The sequence below is a fragment of the Flavobacterium sp. genome, from assembly GCF_044341265.1.
Taxonomy (GTDB): Bacteria; Bacteroidota; Bacteroidia; order Flavobacteriales; family Flavobacteriaceae; genus Flavobacterium.
On sequence record NZ_JBIISA010000003.1, the window covers coordinates 106,170 to 130,843 of the forward strand.

Sequence of the window (24,674 nt, forward strand, 5' to 3'; positions counted from 1 at the left end):
AGAGCCATTTATATAATCGGATTTGATTATTAGTTTAACTCTTTATTATATTCTTTACTTTTTATTATAATAAGATTATTGGTATTCTTACTATCATTATCCCAAAATTTAACTATCACATTAAATTGATTTCTTATTCCTGACATATCAAATAAATAAAATACATCTTGACCTCTATGATGTGCTACTGCTTCTTGATTCAAATAATCATATGACAAAATTTCGTAATCATCAGAATATTCTTTTAATTCATTTATAAACAGTTTAATTTCATTTCTATCATTCTCTGTTAATGATATGTTTTCAAAATAAAATTCTCTATAAACTTTTCCATTATATTCCTTAGTAATATCTTCAAAAGTAATAAACATGTTGTCTATGAACCCTATTTGATTGTATTCATTTCTGATTTTGTACGTCTCATATTTTGGGAAAAAACTAATCACATCAACTTTTTCTCTTCCATAAACATAATAACTTTCAACAGAATTCATATTGGCTGTTGGATAAACTTGAACTCTACCCTCTGATTTTATATTAACATAGCCTACTTTGTCTATAATATTCTCAATTTCGGGTTTTGGTTTTGATTTATCAGATAAGTCTTTAAATAAATTTTTTAATCCAAAATAGCCCACAATTAATGTTAAAATAATTATAATCCAAATAAAAGAATAATTGTTATTATTTGTCTTTGTATTTGAATCTCCATTATGCGAACTAGAATAGTCATCATAATCATATGAATTTTCTAAACTACTTGAATATTCTAAAAATTCTTCGCCATCTTCTTTAAACTCATCTGTCTCACTATCTGTTAAATTAGTACGCTCATCATCAATTTCAACATGTACTATTCCTTCACCACCACAGGTTTGACATTGACCAGTTCCAGAACAAACTTTACAATCCTCATCACTATTATTATCAATCCCTAAAAAACCTAATGGGATATCCGTAAAAATTTTTGACATTTGTTTAATACCATCTTTACCAGATCCCCAACAAGCTCTACATTTTTTGTCTCCAGGGGAAAAAGAGTCTCCTGCTATCCTACATTCTCTACAATTCTTTTTATATTTAGATGCCATGTTCTTTAATAATCACTAAATCATTTTGAAATAATTTATTTAAGCTTCAATTATTATTTTTGTCAATATTGACTTTTACAAGTTTATTGTGAAAAATCATCAACATCAATTCATTTTTTTATACCTAATCAATTTAAATTTACTGAAAACATTATTTAAATAGTTGTTTTTTTAAATTTTTTATATTACTGTTTTTAAGTAAATATAAAAAAGAATGTCTTTAATACAATTAGCATTCAGATACTTTTGAAAAAAAATTCTTAAATAAAATCCAAACTATATAATCAAAAATAAAGGTTATTGCTTTTTATATAAAAAAGCGAATAAAATATCATTATATAAATACTTCATTATTTCAGAGAGAAATAAACAGCAAGTGAATCTACTTCAGAGACTATAGCATCAAGAAAAACAGGAATATCAAAAACTTGTATCACTAGATGTTGTAGAAAAGAAAGAAAACAAACGGGAAGTTACCTTTGGAAATACTCTTAAAATTGAGAAAGCCCGAGAGGGCTGTTTCTAATATTAAAATTGGACTTCGTAAATAAGAATATTAGAAATCCCTTCAGTTGTTTCTCTAGAATATTTGTTTGAAAAAGGATAAAGTATACTTGCAGGTTCAGTCAAGCACTCCGAAACATAATATAACGCCATCCCTAAAGTTTGAGCTTTTGTTGAAAGTGGACATAAATATAAATTAGTAATTGGCTTTTTCTTATGCTCCTTTGATACAAAATCACTTATCATTTCTGCTGTTACAAATGGGTCGTTTGCAGGGGCTAAAATTATATTATTATTGTCATCAATCGAAAAATCTCCTCCTGAAATCTCTTCTTGAGACTCATAAACTTTTAAAATATTTTCTTGAAACATGTCTGCTTTTAAAGATGGGAATCCAAGTATTTGAATTTTTCGAGCTTCCGCCTTTTCTTTGGCAATTTTAGAAATCATCTTATTGTCATATCCTGAGCCAATTATTAAAATATCATTAGATGTGTCAGGATTATGACTATTTAAACAACCTTTTATTGCTCTAATTTCATCAAAATCTTCAGAAAACAAAGTGTCTTCTTTTTTAATGTAATTTGATGGCTCACTATAAATAAAATTAATGTCTTTAACTCCATATTGTTGCAAAAGACGTATTAAAAAAACTAAATAAGGCCTTATAAAACCTGTCATATCAATGCAAACAGATTTTTTATTTTCAAAAAAACTTTTTGCATGATTCTCATAGTAATGAGTAATTATCTGAGCTTCATCTTCATCAGCTTTTTTTGAATAATCAAATATAGAACCACTTAGTGTAGCTAAATCAATAACATTAAAATTATATTCTGGGAAAATAATCCAATGTTTATTTTTGCTACTTACATTATCAAAGACAAAGTTTACCCTTTCAGATTCGTTATAAGCTGAGATAAACAAATCATGATTAAAAGTTGAAGCAATTAAATGCTTATCAATGTTTTCTAGTTTTGATTTAAATAAATATGAGTACTTCATGAATCAATATCAAATAAGGTTGGAGAATTATTAGTTTTAAAAGGAGTGTTATATTTCGCCTTTTCGCTTTGTAGCATTGTCTTAAATTCATTTTGGTCTTTTGGATCAAAAATAGCTTTTATAACCATACTGTTTAAATCAACGATTCCTCTTCTACTTAAAGACAACTCCCAATCTACAGCCATTAATCCATTTAATTGGTATGTTCTGTAAGTACTATTAGTGTTTTTATCTCTTCGGTCAGGAACTTCAATTATATAACTGTATTGCTCTAAAAAATCGAGCATCTCAGAAATTTCAACAGGGATATGCTTAGGTTTAATGGAAAATGACGATATCGAGCACTCTGGAGGTATGTCTGAAAACCGCAATTCCCTTAAATAATCACATAATCTTTCAATTGAGTCTTTCGCTTTAGAACCATTATTTCCTGGTATTCTAGCATCCTCGACAAACCATTTATTAGTGTCTTTAATTGCTTTTAATTGAGATTCAGCAGGTATTTTCGTGCCTAGTGATTTAAATGTCGATAGATCATAATATTCATTCCATTTGAAAATATGTTTCATGATTATTAAAAAATGCCGAGGAATACCATTTGAAATTTTTACAATATTATCAAAACCTATTGCTGTCTGAATCTTTTCTCCATTCTCTCTAGCTAGACTATCTAAAAGATCATATTTAAATTTTTGAATAATTACATAGTGCTCATTTTCAACTTTGTTTTGGTGGTATCTTGAACAGCTAACTGCTATTTGCTCAGAAGCCATAATTAAGTCAGTCCCCTTTTTCCATTCTCGATAAAATAACATAATATTTATTCTTTCCAAAAGGATGTTTTTATCAAAAATTAAGTTTTGAATAACACGATTTCGAATAGATTTATATTGATAAGATGACAATTTTCTAGATAAAAGTTGTAGATGACCTTTGTCTCCTATTTGAATCTTAGTTAAAAACTTATCCTCATCAAATATTTCAAAATATTTTGTCAATTCGCTATCAGCTATTTTAACACCAGCTTGATCAAGTCTCTTTATACAAATATCAGTAATAAACTTTTTATAAACCTTCTTGTTTTCTCTGAATATATTATCAATATCAATTGCCTCGAATTCTGAGCCAGCTTTAATTTCTTCTCCTGCACTTAAGGTTTCATATGTTCTAATGCCATATCTTCTAGCACCAATTTTAAAGCAGGTTGGATTCTTCCTTTCTCTTATTAGGGTGTTAAAATACTTTTGTTGATCGGCTGTAAAATTTTCATATTCGTCCAACAAATAGAGAAATTTTACATTCTCAAACTCTTTCACATGTGAAGTCAAAATTTCAGGAATTCCAAAGATTAGACTTCCAGGACTAGCTAATATTTCAACAGATTCAGAAACACTTTTATTTGTAAAAGCTTTATTATTAATCGTATAATCTATATGCTTTTGTAAGTCGCTGAAGTATTTAACCAAATGAGCAAAACTTTTAATATTATTTGAAATATTAGTATCTAGTAAATCCGTTATTTCTAAAGCAATAATATGTTCATTCGAAATTACTAAGTGTTTATCTTCTAATATTTTAATAATATTTTTTAAAAGCAATTGACTCAACCATAATTCTAAATAATAAGAAAAAATTGTTTGCCAATCTTCCGTGCTATCATGTTTATCTTTAAATTTAAAAGCATTTAATCCCGAACATCTAAGATAGGTTCCTAAATACCCATCATCATTAATACCGTCTATAATTTTTTCTTTCCATCTTAAAGATTGTGAAGTAAATGAAAAGTGCTTCATTATATGTGTTTTTCCACTTCCTTTACTTCCTCTTATTATCATAGGCATATCTGATGTAGGTTTAATAATTTCTTTAAATCCTGAATCTGATGGAAAATCCACCCAAAATTTATCAAGTTCTTCATCTGTATAATCTACAGCTTTTGTAATATTAAATGGATTGCTATTTTTTTTCATAACTAGTAAATCTTATGTGCTCGTTTAAAGATAGGATACCAAGGTTTAACATCTTCATTGTACCATATAATTGGTAAAGTATTGTCTGGGGTGTTATGCTGAAAAGCTATTAAAAACTGTCCGTCTTTATAGCCAAACTTATCTCTATCAGCTAGTGCGGCACGTTCCATAGAATCATATGATGCGTGTGTCCTATCATAAATAGTTTGGTAAAGATCCTTGCCATCTCTCCCAGTAAATATATTAATTTTATCAATATCAATTTCAGCGGGCTTACTCTTAAACACCCTAGAATTTGAGTCAAAAAGTTTAAAAGAGTCATCTAGTTCAAGTACAGAATCAACCACATCTATCACAGTATTGGTCCTAATGTAATCCTTACCCTCTTTAGTTCCCAACAATAAAAAATAGTATGTTTTAGCAAACGGGTAACTTGATTTTATGTGTTTTATTACAGTTCTAGAATAGCTTACCATTTGATTACCGCTTCCGCAAATATCATCTAGAAAAACAAAATTTTCAATATTCGCAGGACAACTTAGTATATCTTCTGGGCTAATGAAAAGCTCAGTTTTTAATTTATTCTCCTGTCTAAAATACATCATTAAATGAGCACTACTTTCAGAAGGATTTCCAACAGTTATAAATCTAGTTACGTTAAGAACCTTTTTATATTCAAGTTTTATAAGTTTCTCATCAAGAGAATTTGCATTTTTTCTTCGGATATTTTCAATATGCGGATATTCAAAAAAATCTCTATATATAGCTTTAAGTAATACCCTAATTTGGAACTCGTTAAAATAAATACATTGTGATAATAAAAAAAGTGCATGTAATTTTTCGTCATCATCATTGAAATTATTTAACCAAGCTTGTACTTTTGAATAAGATGCTTTACCATCCCATAATGTTTCATTCAGACGCTTAATCTTCTTATGTAATTTATCTTCTAGGCTCATTCACTTTTTTTAATATTAATACCCATTCGCAAGTTATAACACTAGCAGTTTTATTTCTTTTAGTCATTAAACCATATGATTTAATATCATCTACTAATCTACAAATTGTAGTTAACCCAGATTCTTCTGCTAAATGTCTTAAATATTCTTGAGTTTTAAATTCTCTATTACAAACCTTATTATTCGCAGCAATAAGTATAAAGTATTTGCCTTTTTTTAACACCCTTGATGCTTCTATTATAGCTTGCTTCATTTCTAAAAGATAATTTGCAGCAATATGAGCTCTCAAAGGATTAATTATAAAAATTTCTTCTAAAAGACTATCAGCTTCTTTAATGCCTGTGATTTTAAGTGTTAAATAGTCTGCTTTACTATAGTTTTCTCTTCCAATGTTTTTTTTGTCTAATACTCTTAAATTATCTTTATCTGAAAGTTCAGTCCAACCCAGATTTAAACTACATGAACGAATGTACTTTTGTGCTCCAGCATATGGTGGAGAAGTAATTATTAAATCTACACTTTCACTTTTAAGTTTTAATTCTCTTGCGTCTTCTGAAACTATTTTAGAACTATATTTTTTAGATATTAAATTTTGTTTATTCTCAAATCTTTTAATGTTACTATTAGCAATTTCAATAAATTTTGCAAAAACATTTATACTTTCAAGTTTTCTTAATTTAGTTTTAGACTCTTCAAAAAAAGGGTGATAACTAATAGTTTCTCTATTAAGTTTTGCTTTTACTGGCACGGAAACTCTTGGGTCAGCCAAGCTAACTTTTTTTACACAATTTGAAAAGCAAAGTAGAAAAAAATTCCTATAATTTTCATCCGATATTGTCTTTAGACTCGTTAAAATAGCTTGTAATTGAACCTTAATATGTGGTAAAAACCAATAATCAATATTTATGACATCAGGAAATATTACATTTTCATCTATCTCGATTTGTTCTATTTCTTCTTTCAAGCTATTGGTAAGATCATTAAGTATCTTGATATCGTATGTGGAAGTTTTGACTTTAGATATTAATCTAGCTAATGGATTTGCATCAGATCCTAACGAGTTTTTATTTGCTAAATTAGCTTCTAATAAAACTGTTCCAGATCCACAGAAAGGGTCTAAAACTAAATCTCCTTCATCTAAAAAAAAACTGTTATTAAGAAAAAAATAAGGTATATTAGGTAAAAGCTTTGCAGGATAGGAGTGAATTGAATGTGTCGCTCTATCTGTAAATTTAATTGTGTTTACTAGCTCCCTAAAATCAACAGAAATTGGCTCCTGATTTTTAGAGTATGTTTCTAAAAAATTATTAAATATTTCACTATAACTAAGTTCCTTCAATTCCAATTTAAAATTTTTAGGTAAAAATAACTTTCTATTTAAACAAAAAAAAAAAAATCATCTTTATTTTAAATATATTTGTTATTAGCAAAAAAAAACTTTAAAATAACTAAATAAGGCACACAATTCGACACCCAAAAAAATAAAACAATTTCAATATACTGGATTTAAAGGTTTAACCGTCCTTGGTTCGAGCCCAAGAGAGGGAGCTTTTAAAGCCTTTACATTTTTGTAGAGGCTTTTTTATTCCTATAAATTACCAATTTCTTTCAAATCATACCAAAAAATCAAAACCAAATTGGTAGCTATATCAAGATTTTTTGTGATATTTACTTTTTCTAACTATCAAATTCTTTTCATCATGAAGAAAATTCGTATTCCAATACTTTTGATTATTGTTGTACTTTCTTTTGTTTGTTGCAAAAAAAGTAAGCCAGAGATTGCAAATAATGAACTTATTGATGACCATCCTGCGTGGATAATGCAAAGTAATATCTATGAGGTTAATGTTAGACAATATACTCCAGAAGGCACTCTAAATGCTTTTGCTAAACATCTTGACCGACTCAAAGCAATGGGAGTTGAAACTATTTGGTTCATGCCCATAAATCCAATTAGTAAAGTAGATAGAAAAGGTTCTTTAGGAAGTTACTATGCGGTTTCCGATTTTACTTCTATTAATCCAGAATTTGGCACATTAGAAGATTTTAAAAATATAGTGAAAGCTATTCATGATAGAGGAATGAAAGTCATTATTGATTGGGTTCCTAATCATACTGGAGCAGACCATCGTTGGTTAAAACAACATCCTGATTTTTATGTAAAAGATAGTACAGGAAAAGCCGCAGTCGCTTTTGATTGGGCTGACGTTAGACAATTAGATTATAAAAATCTTGTCTTACAAGATAGTATGGTAGCTGCTATGAAATTTTGGATTAAAGATACCGATATCGATGGTTTCCGTTGTGATGTTGCTTGGAATGTTCCAGCTAATTTTTGGAAAAAATCTATTCCACAATTGAAAAAAATGAAGAATGTTTTTATGCTTGCTGAAGGTGATAGCACGTATCTTCCAAAAAGTGGTTTTGACGCAGTGTATCCTTGGCACATGTTCAAAATGATGGAAAAAGTGGCCAAAGGAAAAAGACCTGCGTTTAGTTTAGACAGTATTAATAAAGAAAATGAAACGCGTTATCCAAAGAACACCATCCAAATGTACTTCACAAGCAACCATGATGAAAACAGTTGGAATCATGCTGATTATGGCACTTTTCCAAATGATGTTCACGCACCTTTTGCAGTCTTTACTCAAACAATGAAAAACAGTGTTCCATTAATTTACAGCGGACAAGAAGAACCTACTTTAAGAGCTATAAAATTCTTTGACAAAGATCCGATGGATTTTAAAAATCTTAAAAGAGAGAAATTCTACAAAACATTACTTCATCTAAGAAAAAGAAATATAGCGCTCTCTGCAAATGCATCTTTCAAAAAAGTTGATGTAGGAGATAAAAATGTCATATATGCCTACACCAGAGAAAAAGACAATAAAAAAATCCTTGTTATTTTAAATTTTTCAGAAAAAGAGCAAAGTATCAAAATTTCTGACAAAACTCTATTAGGAAAAACTCACAACGTCTTTAGCGAAAAAGAAGAAACCTTAAGTAATAATGGGAGAAAAATAAAGCCTTGGGGCTATGAAGTTTATGAATACTAATTATAAAAAATCCAGTTTAAATAAATAAACTGGATTTCTTATTTATACTATTTTCTTATCGAGTCAACAAAAGCAACAATCGATTCTCTACTTGTTCCTTTCTCTTTTAAATGCTTAATAAAAGCACTTCCAATAATTGCTCCCGAACCAAATTCGCAAACTGTTTCAAAAGTCTTTTTATCATGAACGCCAAAACCAATTAAATGCGGATTTTGTAATTTCATACTTTGTATGCGTTTGTAATAATCCGTTTGAAAAGTAATCGCATTGGTACTTCCTGTAATGCTATTAGAAGAAACCAAATAAATAAATCCAGACGAATAACTGTCCAATTGCTTAATGCGTTCTTCCGAAGTTTCAGGCGTTATCAACAACACATTTGAAACTTGATTTATTTCACACAATTCTTTAAAATTTGAAATATAATAATGCAATGGCATATCAGGAATGATAATTCCGTCAACACCAACTTGTGCGCATTTTTCTATGAATTCTTTTTCACCAAATTGCAACACTACATTCAAATAACCCATCAAAACAATTGGCTTTTGAGTGATATTTCGATGCGATTGCAATTGTTCGAATAAAAGATTTAAAGTCATTCCGTTTTCAATCGCTTGACCACTGCTTTCTTGAATAACTGGTCCATCGGCTAAAGGATCAGAATACGGAAATCCAATCTCAATCATATCAACATCGCTTTCATCTAAATGTTTTAAAATGGTTAGCGTATCGTTCAAATTTGGAAATCCTGCCGTAAAATACAACGACAAAATGTTCTCTTTTTTAGTTTCGAATAAGGATTGGATTCTATTTTTCATCTGTTCTGTAATTTTGTAATGTTGCCAAATCTTTGTCGCCTCTTCCTGATAAATTCACGACCACAACATCGGTAGTTTTCAATTTCATTTTATGTAAATAAGCCAAAGCATGTGCCGATTCAATGGCTGGAATGATACCTTCTATTCGAGACAAATCATAAGCCGCTTGCATAGCTTCTTCATCGGTAATTGAAACTACTTCTGCTTTATTAGTGTCATGCAAATACGAGTGAATCGGACCAATTCCGGGATAATCCAAACCTGCCGAAATTGAATGTGGTTCAACAATTTGTCCATCATCGGTTTGAATCAAATAGGTTTTACTTCCGTGAATGATTCCTTTTTTACCCAAGGCAATTGTTGCTGCAGTTTTTCCAGAATGAACTCCTAAACCTCCAGCTTCCACAGCAATTAATTGTGTTTTTCCATTGTCAATAAAATGATAGAAAGCACCGATGGCATTGCTTCCGCCGCCAAGGCAAGCCACCACATAATTGGGGTTTTCATCGCCTGTTTTTTCTTTCAATTGCAGCTTGATTTCTTCACTAATCACCGATTGAAATTGCGCCACCAAATCGGGATAAGGATGCGGACCAACAACCGAACCAATAATATAATGTGTTCCAACTGGATCATTTATCCAAGCTCTGATAGCTTCATTTGTAGCGTCTTTCAAGGTTTTACTTCCACTAGTTGCAGGCTGAATTTTGGCTCCCAATAATCGCATGCGTTCTACATTTGGTTTTTGTCGTTCAATGTCAATTTCACCCATGTAAATGGTACAATCCAATCCTAATAACGCACAAGCAGTAGCTGTTGCAACGCCGTGTTGACCTGCGCCAGTTTCGGCAATAATTCGTTTTTTGTTGAGCCGTTTTGCCAATAAAACTTGTCCGATCGCATTGTTAATTTTATGTGCGCCAGTGTGATTCAAATCTTCTCTCTTCAGATAAATTTGCGCTTGGAATTGTTCCGATAAATTCTTAGAAAAATACAATGGTGTTGGTCGACCAACATAATCTTTCAGCAGCAATTTGAACTCTTTTTGAAAGTCTTCTGTTGCTATGATTTGTAAATAATTTTGTTGCAATTCCAATACGTTTGGATACAACATTTCGGGTACAAATGCACCGCCAAATTCGCCATAAAATCCGTTTTCATCAGGTTGTAAAGTCGTTTTCATCGTCTTCTTATTTTTTCTATTAATTCACTAACTTCTTCAGTAATTTTTTTAGTATTTGAATCTTCTAATCTGCTATTGAAATCCAATCCAGCTAACATCGGATACTTATTAAATTTAAGCTTACCGATAGTATGAATGCTTAATCCGCCACTTAAAATAAATGGTTTGGATAAAGTATAATTTTCTAATAATTCCCAATCAAATGTTTTTCCACTTCCACCATATTTAGGCGTTTTAGTATCAAATAAAAAGTAATCGCATACTTTTTCATAAGCCACCACTTCATTAAAATTGAAATAAGGATCTACCGAAAATACTTTAATCACATTGATATTATTTTCTTTTAAAACTTCACAATCAGCAACCGATTCATTTCCGTGTAATTGAACAAAATCAAACGAAAATTGCTTTTGAATTTCTATAATACGGTTAACCTCTTCATTTACAAAAACAGCAACCTTTTTTATATTTTCAGGTAATTTTTCTATCGATTTAGATGAAAAATCTTCACCAACATAACGCTTCGATTTTGGATAAAAAATAAATCCCATATAATCGGGTTGCAAGGCGCCGACTTCAAGTATGTTTTTCGGAAATTTCATTCCGCAAATCTTTATTTTCATAGTAATTGTTGAATTAAATTTTTACATTTTTCTGCTGGATTTTCCTCTTTCATAAAATATTCTCCCATCAAAAATCCATTAAATCCATTGGCTTGCAAAAGTTGAATGGTTTCTAAAGAATTGATTCCACTTTCAGCAATTTTAATACTCGATTTAGGTAACAATTGCGCCAATTTTATGCTGTTTTCAACGGAAACTTCAAACGAATTTAGATTGCGATTGTTGATTCCGATTAAATCAAAATTCAAATCCATGTTTTCCAAAATTTCGACTTCATTTTGGGTTTCTAGAAATACTTCCATTCCTAATTCGTGAGCTAAATTGGTATAAGATTGCATTTGTTTTTTGGTCAAAATTTTAGCAATCAACAAAATCACATCCGCGCCCATCGCTTTCGATTGAATGATTTGATATTCATCGACCATAAAATCCTTTCGCAACATCGGAATTGTGTTGTTTTTTCGAGCCAATTCAAAATCGTTAGTTCTCGCTCCAAAAAAATCTACATCAGTCAAAACCGATAATCCAGAAACTGCTACGTTAGCATAACCTTGAGTAACTTCAACCACATTGGCATCCAAATTTATATTTCCTTTAGCCGGAGATTTTCGTTTGAATTCAGCAATAATTCCGCCAGTTACCGAACTTTCAATAGCTTTTCTCAAAGAATGTGTTGCCGAATTAAACAACGGTTGCTCTTCTAAAAATGAAATAGAAAATTGCGCTTTTAAATTGGCTACTTCTTTTAATTTTTGTGCTTTTATGGTATCTAAAATGTTCATTGAATTTCTTTTAATCGGTTAAACGAATTCTTTGCTTTCAATCCGAAAAGTGATTCTTTTGCTTGATCAAATGCTTCTTCAAAATTTAGATTTGTATGATACGTTTGAATCGCCAAAGCAGCGTTTATCAAAACCACATTATTCTGTGATTCAGTTCCTTTTCCGTCAATAATTGTAGTAAAAATTGCTGCTGCTTCTTCCAAAGTTTCGCCACCATACAATTCAGAAAAAACAACGTTTTTCAAACCAAAATCTTTGGCTTCTATGAAACGTTCGCCTGTATTAGTAATCAACTTGGTTTTGTCGGTCAGCGTTACTTCGTCAAAACCATCCAAACCATAAATTACGGTGTATTGACTGTTTTCTTCTTGCAACAAATACTGGTACATTCGCGCTAATTCTAAACTAAAAACGCCTGTCATTTGTACTTTTGGAAACGCCGGATTCACTAATGGTCCAAGCATATTGAAGAAAGTTTTGATTCCTAATTCCTTACGAATCGGACCAACGGCTTTCATGGCTGGATGAAACAATGGAGCGTGCAAAAAACAAATGTTGGTTTCTTCAATTTGTTGTTTCAGAATTCTTTCATCGGTTTGAAAAACAACACCCAAAGTTTCTAAAACATTTGACGAACCCGAAATTGAAGAAACGCCATAATTTCCATGTTTCGCAACCGGAATTCCTGCACCAGCAACTACAAAAGAAGTTAGTGTTGAAATGTTAAACGTGTTTTTTCCATCGCCGCCAGTTCCACATACATCCATCGGATTGTAAGCTGACAAATCTATTTTGTGACACAAATTCAACAATGCTTCTCTGAAACCTAAAAGTTCTTCGAGAGTAATATTTCGCATGATAAAAACGGTCAAAAAAGAAGCAATCTGACTTGGGTTGTATTTCCCTAAAGCGATGTCGGTGAGCACTTGATTGGCTTCGTCTTTCGTTAGGGTTTTATGTTTGAATAAAGGTTCTAATATTGTTTTCATTTTAATTATTTATCCAATTAGTAAGTATCGTTTTTCCGTTTTCTGTGAGAATTGATTCAGGATGAAATTGCAATCCGCGAACATCGTGTTTTTTGTGTTTTATTGCCATGATATTTCCCAATTCGTCTTTGGCAAGAATTTCTAAATCATCTGAAATTTCTTCAGAAACTACCCAAGAATGATAATGTCCAATCTTAAAATGTTTCGGAAGATTTTCAAATAAATAATCCTCTTTTAGAATTTCAATTTCTGAAGCAACTCCATGAAGTGGTTCTGATAAATTGATTAAATCGGTGCCAAAATGTTCGGCAATGGCTTGATGACCTAAACAAATTCCGAGTATGCTTTTTGTGGAAGCAAATTCCGATAATAATTGCGGCATCATTCCAGCATTTTTTGGAATTCCAGGTCCAGGCGAAAGCACAATTTTATCGTACTGATTGATATACGAAAAATCGAGTTGATCGTTTTTTACGACATCAATTTCTGCAACACCGATTTCATATAGTAAATGCACAATATTGTACACAAACGAATCGTAATTATCTACTACTAATACTTTCATAACTTATATATTTTGAGCTAGTTGAATCGCTTTTCGAAGTGCCGAAAGTTTAGTTTCTACTTCATTCAATTCGCTGTTAACATTTGATTTTGTTACGATTCCGCAACCTGCTTGGTACGTTAATTGGTTATTTCTGCTGACGAACGAACGAATAAAAATAGCGTGATTAAATCCGCCATTGAGTCCGATTATGCCGACGGTTCCGCCGTAAAATCCGCGTGATTGTGGTTCGTATTGGTCAATTAATTGCATCGCTTTGTGTTTTGGCGCACCCGATAAAGTTCCGGCAGGATAAGTGTCGCCTAAAATTTGTATCGGATTGTATTCAGGTTGTAATTCGGCACTAACTTTAGAAACCATATGAATGACGTGCGAGTAATATTCGATCTTTTTAAAACTTTCAACTACCACTTTTTTACTGGATTTACTCAGGTCGTTTCTTGCCAAATCGACTAACATAATATGCTCGGCATTTTCCTTTGGATCGGCCAAAAGTGCTTCGGCTAAAAGTACATCTTGCGCATCGTCGCCAGTTCGTTTGAACGTTCCAGCAATCGGATTGATGATGGCTTTTTGGTCGTTTATAGTCAGTTGTGCTTCGGGTGAAGAACCAAATAATTTGAAATTTCCGTAATCAAAATAAAATAAATACGGTGACGGATTGATAGAACGCAATGCTCTGTAAACATTGAATTCGTCTCCTTTAAAAGCTTGTTTATATTTTCTAGAAAGTACAATTTGAAACACATCGCCAACAAAACAATGTTCTTGACCTTTTTTAATTGCTTCTAAAAAATCATCGTTGGTGAAATTAGATTCTTCTTCATTTTGAAGTGAAAATTTGAATTGCGTCACCGAACGATTGTTGATGATTTCCTGAATTTTATCCAAATTAGAAACTTCATTTTCTTGCAAATGTTCTAACAAAAATAGTTCGTTGTTGAAGTGATTGAAGACAATCGTATATCGAAATAAATGGTATTGAATTAAAGGCAAATCGAAATCGCTGTTGGTAAAAGTAATGTCTTCAAACAACGGAATTGCATCATAACTTGTGTAACCAAACAATCCCAACGTTTCAAATCCAAGGTTTAAATCGGATACCGAAAATGATTTTGAAAACTGATTTAATTCGGTTGCAATTTCAATTTCTGAAGTTGTTTTTACAACAGTTTTTTTATCAGGAAAAGTGATTGTGGTTTGATTTGCATCAGCAATAAAGGATGCAATTGGATCCAAACAAATGTAAGAATAGCTGTTTTCTTTGCTTTTATAATCTGAGCTTTCCAAGAGAAAACTATTGGAAAACTGATCGCGAAGTTTTAAATACAAACCAACTGGCGTATGCGTGTCGCTCAGGGTTTTGATTACTTTGGTTTGAAAATTATATAACATGATAATTGATTTTTTGAGAAAAATTAGACATAAAAAAAACCCACTTGGAAAAGTGGGTTTAACAATATTGTAGAAAAGTACAAATAGCAGTTACCAACCAATTCCAAAAACGGAGTTAGTCATGTGCCACCAATTTGTATTTTGTATCTTATTCATCATAATGGGTACAAACTTATTGAATTATTTTGTTGCAATTACATTATTTTTTAAATTTTAACATTTGTTGCACGGTATTATTTCTTCATTCTACGCATTAATTCTTGTTCGATATCATTTAATTTCAAATTTTTAGCTTGAAGCAAAATCAAATAATGAAATAACAAATCGGCTGCTTCACCAATAAACAAATCTTGATTATCGTCTTTGGCTTCAATTACTAATTCGACAGCTTCTTCACCGACTTTTTGAGCTATTTTGTTGATTCCTTTTTGAAAAAGCGACGCAACATATGATTCTGAACTTGGGTTTGCAATGCGGTTTTCAATAACGTTTTCCAATTCGTTAAGAAAAGAGATTTGTGGTTCATTAGCAAAACAAGAAGTAGTTCCGTTGTGGCAAGTTGGTCCGTTTGGAATTACTTGAATTAGCAATGCATCTTGATCGCAATCTTCTTTTATGGAAACTACTTTTAGAAAATTTCCAGAAGTTTCACCTTTCGTCCAAAGTCTATTTTTACTTCTACTAAAGAACGTTACCACATTTTCATTTTGTGTTTTTTGCAAAGCTTCTTCGTTCATATAACCCAACATTAAAACCTGTTGCGTTTCATTATTTTGGATAATTACTGGAATTAATCCGTTGTTTTTTGAGAAATCTACATTCATCTGATGGCAATATTTTGAGTTTTTAAAACGTTTTTTAATTCGGAAATCGGCACTTCATTAAAGTGGAAAATACTTGCTGCTAATCCGGCGCTGACTTCAGTTTTGGTGAATAAATCTATAAAATGCTGCGAATTTCCTGCGCCACCAGAAGCGATAACCGGAATAGAAACCACTTTACTAATTTCATTTGTAATTTCTAATGCAAATCCATCTTTGGAACCATCGTTATTCATTGAAGTTATTAGTAATTCTCCAGCGCCTAATTCTTCCACTTTTTTCGCCCAATCGATGGCTAAAATTCCTGTGGATTCTGTTCCGCCTTTTATGAAAACGTACCAATCATTTTCAATCTTTTTGATGTCAATCGCAACCACCAAACTCTGACTTCCAAAAGCATCAGAAATTTGCGTAATCAATTCTGGATTCAAAACGGCTGCCGAATTGATACTCACTTTATCAGCGCCAGATTGCAATAATAATCGCGCATCATCAACCGATTGAATTCCGCCACCAACCGTAAACGGAATGTTGATTTCTTTTGACAATTGCGTTACCATTTCGGCTAATGTTTTTCGCTTTTCCAATGTCGCGCTGATGTCTAAAAACACCAATTCGTCTGCTCCATTTTTAGAATAGAATGAAGCCAATTCCACTGGATTTCCAGCATCTTTTAGTTCTAGAAATTGAACGCCTTTAACTACGCGTCCGTCTTTAATATCCAAACACGGAATGATCCTTTTCTTTAACATAATTCGCGTAAGTTTTCGATTTTTATTGTGCCTTCATACAATGCTTTTCCAATGATGGCACCTTCGCATCCGATGGTTTTTAAAAGTTCTAAATCGGAAATCGTTGTGACTCCACCACTTGCAATTAAGTTGACTTTTGTTTTTTCTAAAATATTAGAATACAATTCATTAGAAGTTCCTTGCAGCATTCCGTCTTTTGAAATATCGGTACAAATTACAGTCGAAATTCCTTTGGAAACGTAATCAGAAATGTAATCTACAACATCCAATTCTGAAGTTTCTAACCAACCATGAGTTGCAATTTTTCGGTTCAAACAATCGGCACCCAAAATGATTTTGTCGCTTCCAAATTCAGTCAACCATTCTAAAAATTCAGTTGGATTTTTCGCCGCAATACTTCCACCAGTAATTTGGTTGGCTCCATTTTCAAAAGCGATTTCTAAATCATTTCGCTGTTTCAATCCACCACCAAAATCGATTTTCAAATTGGTTTTTGTAGCAATTTGATATAATACTTTGTGATTGACAATTTGGTTGGATTTTGCTCCATCCAAATCCACTAAATGCAAATATTGGATTCCGTTGTCTTCAAAATATTTGGCGACTTCCAACGGATTTTCGTTATATATTTTTTGCGTGGCATAATCGCCTTTGGTCAAACGGACGCATTTTCCGTTGATGATGTCTATTGCTGGAATGATTCTCATAATTTGTTTACCATTTATTTTTTTTTTTTAAACCATTAAGTGAATTAAGAAAATTAAGTATAAATCTTAATGCAACTTAATATCTTAATGGTTAACATTTTTTGCGTATTTATAATTTCAAAAAGTTTAATAATAATCGTTCGCCTACATTCGATGATTTTTCAGGATGAAATTGTGTCGCATAGAAATTATCCTTTTGCATCGATGCGCTAAACGGAACGATATAATCGCAAACGGCCGTGGTTTCTTCACTTATTTCGGCATAAAAACTGTGTACAAAATAGAAATTTTCATCGGCAGAAATTCCGTTATAAAGTTCACAATTTAACTTTGAAATGTTATTCCAACCCATGTGTGGCACTTTTAATTTGGGTTCAAATTTCTTTACTGTCGCTTCAAAAATTCCTAAACATTCTGTATTTCCTTCTTCCGAAAATTGACACATTAATTGTTGTCCAAGGCATATTCCCAAAACAGGTTGTGTGAGGTTTTTTATGACTTCATCCAAACCTTTTTCTTTGAGATAATTCATCGCCGAACTTGCTTCACCAACACCAGGAAAAATTACTTTTTCAGCTTGTTTTAAAATCGTTTCATCATCGGTTACGATGCAAGAATAACCCAATCGTTCGACCGCATTTTTAACCGAAGTAATGTTGCCAGCGTTATATTTTACTATTGCTATCATAGGATTCCTTTTGTGCTTGGTATGCCGTTTGTACCGTCTTTTTGTACTGCCATTTTTATTGCTTTTGCAAATGCTTTAAAAATGGATTCTATTTTGTGGTGTTCGTTTTCGCCTTCACTTTTGATGTTCAAATTGCATTTGGCACCATCACAAAACGATTTGAAAAAGTGCGAAAACATTTCGGTTGGCATTTCTCCGATTTTTTCTCTGCTGAATTTGGCATCCCAAACTAACCATGAACGTCCTCCAAAATCTAAGGCAACTTGCGACAAACAATCGTCCATCGGAAGTAAAAAACCGTAACGAGTAATGCCTTTTTTAGAACCCAAAGCTTGTGCAAAAACATCGCCCAAAGCAATTCCGACATCTTCGATTGTGTGGTGTTCGTCAACATATAAATCGCCTTTTACATTGATGTTCAAATCGATGTTTCCATGTTTGGCAATTTGGTCTAACATGTGATCAAAAAATCCTAAACCGGTGCTGATGTTGCTTTTTCCGCTTCCATCTAAATTGATTTCTACTGCAATTTCGGTTTCTTTAGTTTTTCTAATTAATTGAGCTACACGTGGTTGTTCCTTTAAAAATTGATAAATATTTTCCCAAGAAGTCGTCGATAAAGTAGCTCGTTCATTTGCTGTAGCAGAAATAAAAATCGCCTGACTTCCTAAATTTTCTGCTAGTTGAATATCTGTTACTCGATCACCAATTACGAACGAGTTTTTTAAATCGTAGTTACCTTTGATGAACTGTTGCAATAAAGCTGTTCCAGGTTTTCTTGTTGGCAAATTTTGCTCTGGAAACGAAACGTCAATAATAACATCCGAAAATTGAATTCCTTCGTTTTCAAACGCTTTCATCATTTTATTTTGTGCTGGCCAAAACGTGTTTTCTGGAAACGAATTGGTTCCCATTCCGTCCTGATTGGTTACCATGACCAACTCATAATCGAGTTCTTTTGCAATGCGTGATAAATATTGAAAAACTTGAGGATAAAACTCCAATTTTTCCAAACTATCGACTTGAAAATCGATTGGCGGTTCGATGATTAACGTTCCGTCTCTATCTATAAATAAAACTTTTTTCATGATGTAACTAATTGTAATGCGTAGACTAATTGTTGGTTTTCTCGTGGTGTTCCAATGGTAATTCGAATGGTGTTTTCAACGACCGAACTTCGGTTGCGTGTAATAATTTGTTGTTCGATTAAACTGTTGTAAATGGCGGTTGCATTTTCCATTTCGACCAATAAAAAATTAGCATCTGAAGGATAAATTTTAGTAACAAAATCCAATGCTAAAAGTGATTGTTTGAGTAACTCACGTTCCGATTTTATCAGTTGTACATTCGATTTAAATTCGTCATCGCTAGCTAATGATTGCACTGCTGCTTCTTGATTCAATTGACTCACATTATACGGCGGTTTGACTTTATTCATTACTGAAATTATGGTTTCATTTGCATAGGCAATTCCAACGCGAACAGCTGCCAAACCTCGTGCTTTACTGAAGGTTTGTGATACAATTAAATTCGGAAATTGTTTGATTTTGGAAACCAAAGAAGGTTGCTCACTAAAGTCAATATACGCTTCGTCCAAAAACACAATTCCTTTGAAATTTTCAATGATGTATTCTAGATTTTCCAATGAATTTCCTGTCGGATTGTTAGGCGAACACAAGTATAAAATTTTGGCATTTTGTGCTAAAATCGATTCGGCATTTAATTGAAAATCTTCGGTTAATGGAATTGAAATTATATTTAAATTATTGATGTTCGCAAACACTTCATACATGCCATAGGTTGGTGGACAAATGATGATTTTATCTTCGTTCGGTTCGCAAAAAACACGTTGCACCAAATCAATAATTTCATCACTTCCGTTACCAATTAGGATGTTTTCAATTCCGACTTTTTTCTGACTGCTTAAAATTTGCTTCAAGCGCCATTGGTACGGATCAGGATATCGATTTAATTTGCCAAACGGATTTTCATTGGCGTCCAAAAAGATGCCTTGATTGCTTTTGTACTCGTCGCGCGCACTCGAATAAGGCGTAAGCGAGAGAATGTTTTTTCGAATTAAATTAGTGATATTATCCATTTTGTAATTTTTTTAATCGGATGGAAACGGCGTTTTTGTGTGCGTCTAATTGTTCGGCAGCAGCCATAATTTCTATTGTTGGTCCAAGATTTTGAATACCTTGTGATGTTAATTTTTGAATTGTAATTTTCTTTACAAAACTGTCTAACGAAACGCCACTGTAGTTTTTAGCATAACCATTGGTTGGCAAAGTGTGATTCGTTCCGCTAGCATAATCTCCAGCACTTTCGCAACTGTAATTTCCGATGAAAATCGAACCTGCATTTTCGATGAATTCGATTTTATTTTCAGCATCTTCAATAACCAAAATCAAATGTTCTGGAGCGTAAAAATTACTGAATTCAATGGCTGTTTTAATGTCTTGAAATATCAAAGCTCGACTGTTTTCTAATGCTTTTTCTACCGTTGCTTGTCTTGGTAAAATGGCTTTCTGATTTTCGATAGCCAATGTCACTTTTGAAACAATTTCTTCTGAATTTGTAGCCAAAATCACTTGACTATCACCACCATGTTCCGCTTGCGAAAGCAAATCGGATGCCACGAATTCTGGATCACAACTTGCATCGGCAATTACTAATAATTCACTTGGTCCAGCAGGCATATCGATAGCTAAACCTAATTGTTGCGCATATTGTTTTGCAGCAGTTACGTATTGATTTCCAGGTCCGAATATTTTAGAAACTTTCGGAATTTCATCGGTTCCAAAAGTTAATGCTGCAATTGCTTGAATACCTCCAACTTTATACATTTGCGTTACGCCTGTCAGTTGTGCGGCATACAAAATCGCTGGATTGATGTTGCCGTTTTTATCTGGTGGCGAACACAAAATTATGTTTTTGCAACCTGCCAATTTTGCCGGAATTGCCAACATCAAAACTGTTGAAAAAAGCGGAGCTGTTCCGCCTGGAATGTAAATTCCGATAGTATCGATGGCACGACTTTCTCTCCAACAAAAAACTCCCGAAGTGGTTTCAATTTTAGTCGGAATTTCTTTTTGAGAACTGTGAAATTTCGAAATATTATCGGCTGCAACTTGAATGGCATTTTTTAAATCAGATGGAATTTGAGCAACCGCATTTTCAATTTCTGATGGAGTTACTGCGAAATTTTCTATCGATACGCCATCAAAATAACTTGTGTATTTTTTTACAGCTTTGCTTCCGTTTTTTTGGATGTCATTAAAAACAGCTTTCACGGTTTCGTTTAAATCGGCAGTGGCAACGGTTTTGCGTTTTGCCAATTCGTTCCATTGTTCTGCATTTGGATTTATGTAAGTTTTCATAATTGTAACGTTGAATTATCGAATCATTTTTTCTATTGGAATAATTAAAATTCCTTCGGCGCCGAGATTTTTGAGTTGTTCAATAATTTCCCAATAATCGTCTTCTTTTATAACCGAGTGCAAACTGCTCCAATCTTTGTTTACTAGCGGTAAAATAGTTGGTGATTTCATTCCGGGTAACAACGAACAAATACGTTCGATTGCTGAATTTGGTGCGTTCAACAAAATATATTTATTCTGTTTTCCTTCGCGAACGGCTTGCATTCGGAACAATAATTTATCTAAAATGGCTTGATTTTCTGGCGTTAGATTTGGATTTGAAATTAAAACGGCTTCACTTTTGGTAACGGTTGCCACTTCTTTCAATCCGTTCATTAAAAGTGTACTTCCTGTACTTACAATATCGAAAACGGCATCCGCAAGACCAATACTAGTGGCAATTTCAACGCTTCCACTAATTTCTTCTATGAAAACGGTAATGTTGTTTTTTGTAAAAAAGTCAGTTAGAATTTTAGGATAACTTGTTGCAATTCGCTTGCCTTGGAAATAGTTTAAATCGGTGTAAACTTCATCTTTTGGAATTGCCAATGACATTCTACAACCTGCAAAACCTAATTGCTGAATTATTTTTACTTCTTTGTCTTTTTCCCAAACTTCATTTTCACCAAGAATTCCGATATCGGCAACGCCTTGTTCTACATATTGTGGAATATCGTCATCGCGTAAGAATAAAATTTCGATAGGAAAGTTTTGGGCAACAGCTTTCAGTTTTCGTTCGCCATTAGAAATTTTGATGCCACATTCTTCTAGAAGTTGTAGTGATTTTTCACTCAGTCGGCCACTTTTTTGAACCGCAATTTTTAAAGTACTCATTTTTTAATTTGAAATAAAATCTGAGTATATCACGAAGTGTATAAATACAAAAAACCCGTCTTGATATACTCAGACGGGTTTTTAATTGTGTTATTTGATTAGCTACAATACATCATTAACTCGCCTGGTTGCAAGAATGATGATGATGTAATTGTGAAATAATCGTGTTCATTGTTTTATTTTGATAGGACAAAACTAGAGATAACTTTTGGATTGAAAACTACATTTTATAAAATTTAACAAATGTTCAAACGAATTCTAACAAGATAACTGTAACAAATTTTATGAAAAGACAACCAATAGTAATAATTAAAATTCCGTAAATTAGCTTTTTAACAAATTAAACTAAAATATGAAAAACATCAAAATCTCTCTTCTTGCAGCAACCGTGCTTTTGGCATCTTGTAGCAAAAAAGAAGAATTGGTATCAGGTATTACCAAAAAGAATATGGATACCTTAGTAAAACCAGGCGATAACTTCGACCGTTTCGTTAATGGAACTTGGGCTAAAAACAACAAAATTCCTGCAGATAAAGCATCTTATGGTGCTTTTGATATGCTGTATGACAAATCGCAAAAAGACGTTAAAGCTATCATTGAAGAAGCTTCTAAAGGTAGTTTTTCTGAAGGTTCAGACGAGCAAAAAATTGGAGATTACTACAGCTCTTATACAAATCGTAAAGACCGTGATGCTAAAGGCGTTACACCTATTCAATCGGAATTAAAAGCTATTGATGCTATTGCGAATTATACTGACTTAGCAACCTATTTCGGAAAAGCTAATAGAACTGGAGTATCAATTCCTTTTTCAGTTGCTGTTACTGAAGATTTTAAAGATCCAAAAAAATACACTTTAATGACTTGGCAAGGTGGTTTAGGACTTCCTGAAAGAGAATACTACCTACAGAACGATGCCAAAATGTCGGACATTCGTAAGAAATATGTAGCGCATATCGAAAAAATGTGGCAACTAGTTGGATTACCAAATGGCGCTGAAAGTGCAGCTAAAGTTATGGCTTTAGAAACTACTTTGGCAACCAACCACATGAAAAAAGAAGACACTCGTAACACAGCAGCGCTTTACAACAAATATGCTTTAACCGAATTAAAATCGTTAATGCCAGATTTTGATTGGACGGCTATGTTAAAAAATGCAGGTGTTGCAAACGAAAAAAATATTGTGATTGCTCAAGTTGCTTACACAAAAAGCTTAAACAATATCATCAAAAATACGCCTATTGATACTTGGAAAACGTATTTAAAATGGAGTTTAATTAACAACACTGCTGGTTACTTAAACACTGCTTTAGACAAACAAAACTTCGAATTCTACGGAAAAACATTATACGGAACCGAGCAACAAGAAGAAGATTGGAAAAGAGCGGTTAGCGCTGTAAATGGTGGTTTGGGAGAAATTGTTGGTAAAGTATATGTAAAAAAACACTTTACTCCAGAAGCTAAAGAACGCATGACGGCTATGGTAAAAAACCTACTTAAAGCTTACGCAGCAAGCATCAAAGAATTAGATTGGATGAGTGCTAATACTAAGAAAGAAGCTCTTGCTAAAGTAGATAAATTCATGATTAAAATTGGATATCCAGACAAATGGAGAGACTACTCAGCTTTAAAAGTTGCTAAAAACGATTTGTACGGAAATGCAACTAGAGCTACAGAATTTGAATACAACCGTATGCTAAACAAATTAGGAAAACCAGTGGATAGAGCAGAATGGGGAATGACACCTCAAACGGTGAATGCTTATTACAACCCTACGCTTAACGAAATTGTTTTTCCAGCGGCAATTCTTCAACCACCTTTCTTTAATTTAGCGGCTGATGATGCAGTAAATTATGGTGGAATTGGTGCCGTAATCGGACACGAAATCGGTCATGGATTCGACGATCAAGGAAGTACTTTTGATGGTGAAGGTGTAATGAGAAATTGGTGGACTCCACAAGATTTAACAGCTTTTCAAACCAGAACAAAAGCGCTTGTTGAACAATACAACAGCTTTAAAGCATTTCCAGATTTAAACCTTAACGGAAGTTTTACTCTTGGTGAAAACATTGGTGACTTAGGTGGATTGAGCATCGCTCTAAAAGCTTACAAAATGTCACTAAACGGAAAAGAAGCTCCTAAAATGGATGGTTACACCGGAATTCAAAGAGTATTCCTTGGTTGGGGACAAGTTTGGTTAGACAAAACTCGTGAAGAAGCCTTGAGAAATCAAGTAGCTAGTGACCCACATTCGCCTGCTAAATTTAGAATTAATGGTGTGGTTAGAAACATCCCAGAATTCTACGAAGCATTCAATGTAAAACCAACGGATTCGCTTTATTTAGCTCCAGAAAAAAGAGTTAAAATTTGGTAATCTAATTCAAATCCAATATTAATTAAAACCCAGCAGCAATGTTGGGTTTTTTTAGCTTTAATTTCTGATAAGGAAATTTAAAAAATGGTAACAAATAAATTCACTATTTTTGTTTTGCAAACACTTCAACACAATCAAA

The 24,674-nt window shown here is 32.7% G+C and carries 22 protein-coding genes; 2 read left to right on the top strand and 20 right to left on the bottom strand.

Annotated features, from left to right (window positions below):
• Positions 1–29 precede the first annotated feature (29 nt).
• The 5 genes from ACIQ06_RS02305 to ACIQ06_RS02325 all read right to left on the bottom strand — a co-directional run bounded on the left by ACIQ06_RS02305 (position 30) and on the right by ACIQ06_RS02325 (position 6,874).
• A complete protein-coding gene (locus ACIQ06_RS02305; protein ID WP_396143664.1) occupies positions 30–974 on the bottom strand; it encodes a hypothetical protein in 945 nt (314 codons plus the stop codon).
• A 645-nt stretch (positions 975–1,619) separates the two neighbouring features.
• On the bottom strand, positions 1,620–2,600 hold the full coding sequence (locus ACIQ06_RS02310; RefSeq protein ID WP_396143666.1) for a hypothetical protein: 981 nt from the start codon (positions 2,598–2,600) through the stop codon (positions 1,620–1,622).
• Entirely contained in the window at positions 2,597–4,570 is a 1,974-nt protein-coding gene (locus tag ACIQ06_RS02315) for a hypothetical protein (protein WP_396143668.1), read from the bottom strand. Before ACIQ06_RS02315 ends, ACIQ06_RS02310 begins: the two co-directional genes overlap by 4 nt.
• A 2-nt stretch (positions 4,571–4,572) precedes the next feature.
• Positions 4,573–5,529 (bottom strand): hypothetical protein, encoded by a 957-nt coding sequence (locus ACIQ06_RS02320; protein ID WP_396143670.1) that lies wholly within the window; start codon positions 5,527–5,529, stop codon positions 4,573–4,575.
• Positions 5,513–6,874: a DNA methyltransferase gene (locus tag ACIQ06_RS02325; RefSeq protein ID WP_396143672.1), complete on the bottom strand. Its 1,362-nt coding sequence runs from the start codon at positions 6,872–6,874 to the stop codon at positions 5,513–5,515. The genes ACIQ06_RS02320 and ACIQ06_RS02325 overlap by 17 nt, the downstream gene beginning before the upstream one ends.
• 355 nt (positions 6,875–7,229) lie before the next feature.
• Between ACIQ06_RS02325 and ACIQ06_RS02330 the strand changes: the two genes are divergently transcribed.
• Positions 7,230–8,585, top strand: coding sequence for an alpha-amylase family glycosyl hydrolase (locus tag ACIQ06_RS02330; protein ID WP_396143674.1), 1,356 nt, complete (start codon positions 7,230–7,232; stop codon positions 8,583–8,585).
• Positions 8,586–8,632: 47 nt separating this feature from the next.
• Here ACIQ06_RS02330 and trpA read toward each other — a convergent pair whose 3' ends face one another.
• The 15 genes from trpA to hisG form a co-directional block, all read right to left on the bottom strand.
• Positions 8,633–9,406, bottom strand: coding sequence for a tryptophan synthase subunit alpha (trpA, locus tag ACIQ06_RS02335; protein WP_396143676.1), 774 nt, complete (start codon positions 9,404–9,406; stop codon positions 8,633–8,635).
• Positions 9,396–10,589: a tryptophan synthase subunit beta gene (trpB, locus tag ACIQ06_RS02340; protein WP_396143678.1), complete on the bottom strand. Its 1,194-nt coding sequence runs from the start codon at positions 10,587–10,589 to the stop codon at positions 9,396–9,398. Before trpB ends, trpA begins: the two co-directional genes overlap by 11 nt.
• Positions 10,586–11,212 carry a phosphoribosylanthranilate isomerase gene (locus tag ACIQ06_RS02345; RefSeq protein ID WP_396143680.1) on the bottom strand — a complete coding sequence of 209 codons (627 nt, stop codon included), beginning with the start codon at positions 11,210–11,212 and terminating at the stop codon, positions 10,586–10,588. Before ACIQ06_RS02345 ends, trpB begins: the two co-directional genes overlap by 4 nt.
• Positions 11,209–11,994 (bottom strand): indole-3-glycerol-phosphate synthase, encoded by a 786-nt coding sequence (locus ACIQ06_RS02350; RefSeq protein WP_396143682.1) that lies wholly within the window; start codon positions 11,992–11,994, stop codon positions 11,209–11,211. The genes ACIQ06_RS02345 and ACIQ06_RS02350 overlap by 4 nt, the downstream gene beginning before the upstream one ends.
• Positions 11,991–12,983 (bottom strand): anthranilate phosphoribosyltransferase, encoded by a 993-nt coding sequence (gene trpD, locus ACIQ06_RS02355; RefSeq protein ID WP_396143684.1) that lies wholly within the window; start codon positions 12,981–12,983, stop codon positions 11,991–11,993. Before trpD ends, ACIQ06_RS02350 begins: the two co-directional genes overlap by 4 nt.
• A 1-nt stretch (position 12,984) precedes the next feature.
• Complete coding sequence (locus ACIQ06_RS02360; protein ID WP_396143687.1) at positions 12,985–13,548, bottom strand: anthranilate synthase component II; 564 nt, start codon at positions 13,546–13,548, stop codon at positions 12,985–12,987.
• A 3-nt stretch (positions 13,549–13,551) separates the two neighbouring features.
• Positions 13,552–14,943: an anthranilate synthase component I family protein gene (locus tag ACIQ06_RS02365; RefSeq protein WP_396143689.1), complete on the bottom strand. Its 1,392-nt coding sequence runs from the start codon at positions 14,941–14,943 to the stop codon at positions 13,552–13,554.
• A gap of 233 nt (positions 14,944–15,176) precedes the next feature.
• Positions 15,177–15,767, bottom strand: a complete 591-nt coding sequence (gene hisIE, locus ACIQ06_RS02370; protein WP_396143691.1) for a bifunctional phosphoribosyl-AMP cyclohydrolase/phosphoribosyl-ATP diphosphatase HisIE — start codon at positions 15,765–15,767, stop codon at positions 15,177–15,179.
• Positions 15,764–16,516, bottom strand: coding sequence for an imidazole glycerol phosphate synthase subunit HisF (gene hisF / locus ACIQ06_RS02375; protein WP_396143693.1), 753 nt, complete (start codon positions 16,514–16,516; stop codon positions 15,764–15,766). Before hisF ends, hisIE begins: the two co-directional genes overlap by 4 nt.
• Entirely contained in the window at positions 16,510–17,223 is a 714-nt protein-coding gene (gene hisA, locus ACIQ06_RS02380) for a 1-(5-phosphoribosyl)-5-[(5-phosphoribosylamino)methylideneamino]imidazole-4-carboxamide isomerase (protein WP_396143695.1), read from the bottom strand. Before hisA ends, hisF begins: the two co-directional genes overlap by 7 nt.
• A gap of 109 nt (positions 17,224–17,332) precedes the next feature.
• A complete protein-coding gene (gene hisH, locus ACIQ06_RS02385) occupies positions 17,333–17,911 on the bottom strand; it encodes an imidazole glycerol phosphate synthase subunit HisH (RefSeq protein WP_396143697.1) in 579 nt (192 codons plus the stop codon).
• Entirely contained in the window at positions 17,908–18,999 is a 1,092-nt protein-coding gene (gene hisB, locus ACIQ06_RS02390; protein WP_396143699.1) for a bifunctional histidinol-phosphatase/imidazoleglycerol-phosphate dehydratase HisB, read from the bottom strand. The genes hisH and hisB overlap by 4 nt, the downstream gene beginning before the upstream one ends.
• Positions 18,996–20,009, bottom strand: a complete 1,014-nt coding sequence (hisC, locus tag ACIQ06_RS02395; protein WP_396143701.1) for a histidinol-phosphate transaminase — start codon at positions 20,007–20,009, stop codon at positions 18,996–18,998. The genes hisB and hisC overlap by 4 nt, the downstream gene beginning before the upstream one ends.
• The gene (gene hisD / locus ACIQ06_RS02400) at positions 20,002–21,291 is read right to left on the bottom strand and encodes a histidinol dehydrogenase (RefSeq protein ID WP_396143703.1); all 1,290 of its coding nucleotides are present in this window, start codon (positions 21,289–21,291) and stop codon (positions 20,002–20,004) included. Before hisD ends, hisC begins: the two co-directional genes overlap by 8 nt.
• 15 nt (positions 21,292–21,306) lie before the next feature.
• Positions 21,307–22,164: an ATP phosphoribosyltransferase gene (hisG, locus tag ACIQ06_RS02405; RefSeq protein WP_396143705.1), complete on the bottom strand. Its 858-nt coding sequence runs from the start codon at positions 22,162–22,164 to the stop codon at positions 21,307–21,309.
• A gap of 352 nt (positions 22,165–22,516) precedes the next feature.
• Here hisG and ACIQ06_RS02410 point away from each other — a divergent pair, with 352 nt between their 5' ends.
• Positions 22,517–24,535, top strand: coding sequence for a M13 family metallopeptidase (locus ACIQ06_RS02410; RefSeq protein ID WP_396143707.1), 2,019 nt, complete (start codon positions 22,517–22,519; stop codon positions 24,533–24,535).
• Positions 24,536–24,674 lie beyond the last annotated feature (139 nt).

What these genes read in the sequence shown, in the direction of transcription:
- hisB (WP_396143699.1), bottom strand. Translation starts at nt 18,999, where the DNA reads ATGAAAAAAGTTTTATTTATAGATAGAGACGGAACGTTAATCATCGAA.
- ACIQ06_RS02330 (WP_396143674.1), top strand. Translation starts at nt 7,230, where the DNA reads ATGAAGAAAATTCGTATTCCAATACTTTTGATTATTGTTGTACTTTCT.
- ACIQ06_RS02410 (WP_396143707.1), top strand. Translation starts at nt 22,517, where the DNA reads ATGAAAAACATCAAAATCTCTCTTCTTGCAGCAACCGTGCTTTTGGCA.
- hisF (WP_396143693.1), bottom strand. Translation starts at nt 16,516, where the DNA reads ATGTTAAAGAAAAGGATCATTCCGTGTTTGGATATTAAAGACGGACGC.
- ACIQ06_RS02360 (WP_396143687.1), bottom strand. Translation starts at nt 13,548, where the DNA reads ATGAAAGTATTAGTAGTAGATAATTACGATTCGTTTGTGTACAATATT.
- ACIQ06_RS02310 (WP_396143666.1), bottom strand. Translation starts at nt 2,600, where the DNA reads ATGAAGTACTCATATTTATTTAAATCAAAACTAGAAAACATTGATAAG.
- hisA (WP_396143695.1), bottom strand. Translation starts at nt 17,223, where the DNA reads ATGAGAATCATTCCAGCAATAGACATCATCAACGGAAAATGCGTCCGT.
- hisIE (WP_396143691.1), bottom strand. Translation starts at nt 15,767, where the DNA reads ATGAATGTAGATTTCTCAAAAAACAACGGATTAATTCCAGTAATTATC.
- ACIQ06_RS02320 (WP_396143670.1), bottom strand. Translation starts at nt 5,529, where the DNA reads ATGAGCCTAGAAGATAAATTACATAAGAAGATTAAGCGTCTGAATGAA.
- hisC (WP_396143701.1), bottom strand. Translation starts at nt 20,009, where the DNA reads ATGGATAATATCACTAATTTAATTCGAAAAAACATTCTCTCGCTTACG.
- trpD (WP_396143684.1), bottom strand. Translation starts at nt 12,983, where the DNA reads ATGAAAACAATATTAGAACCTTTATTCAAACATAAAACCCTAACGAAA.
- hisH (WP_396143697.1), bottom strand. Translation starts at nt 17,911, where the DNA reads ATGATAGCAATAGTAAAATATAACGCTGGCAACATTACTTCGGTTAAA.
- ACIQ06_RS02365 (WP_396143689.1), bottom strand. Translation starts at nt 14,943, where the DNA reads ATGTTATATAATTTTCAAACCAAAGTAATCAAAACCCTGAGCGACACG.
- hisD (WP_396143703.1), bottom strand. Translation starts at nt 21,291, where the DNA reads ATGAAAACTTACATAAATCCAAATGCAGAACAATGGAACGAATTGGCA.
- hisG (WP_396143705.1), bottom strand. Translation starts at nt 22,164, where the DNA reads ATGAGTACTTTAAAAATTGCGGTTCAAAAAAGTGGCCGACTGAGTGAA.
- ACIQ06_RS02350 (WP_396143682.1), bottom strand. Translation starts at nt 11,994, where the DNA reads ATGAACATTTTAGATACCATAAAAGCACAAAAATTAAAAGAAGTAGCC.
- ACIQ06_RS02315 (WP_396143668.1), bottom strand. Translation starts at nt 4,570, where the DNA reads ATGAAAAAAAATAGCAATCCATTTAATATTACAAAAGCTGTAGATTAT.
- trpB (WP_396143678.1), bottom strand. Translation starts at nt 10,589, where the DNA reads ATGAAAACGACTTTACAACCTGATGAAAACGGATTTTATGGCGAATTT.
- trpA (WP_396143676.1), bottom strand. Translation starts at nt 9,406, where the DNA reads ATGAAAAATAGAATCCAATCCTTATTCGAAACTAAAAAAGAGAACATT.
- ACIQ06_RS02305 (WP_396143664.1), bottom strand. Translation starts at nt 974, where the DNA reads ATGTCAAAAATTTTTACGGATATCCCATTAGGTTTTTTAGGGATTGAT.
- ACIQ06_RS02345 (WP_396143680.1), bottom strand. Translation starts at nt 11,212, where the DNA reads ATGAAAATAAAGATTTGCGGAATGAAATTTCCGAAAAACATACTTGAA.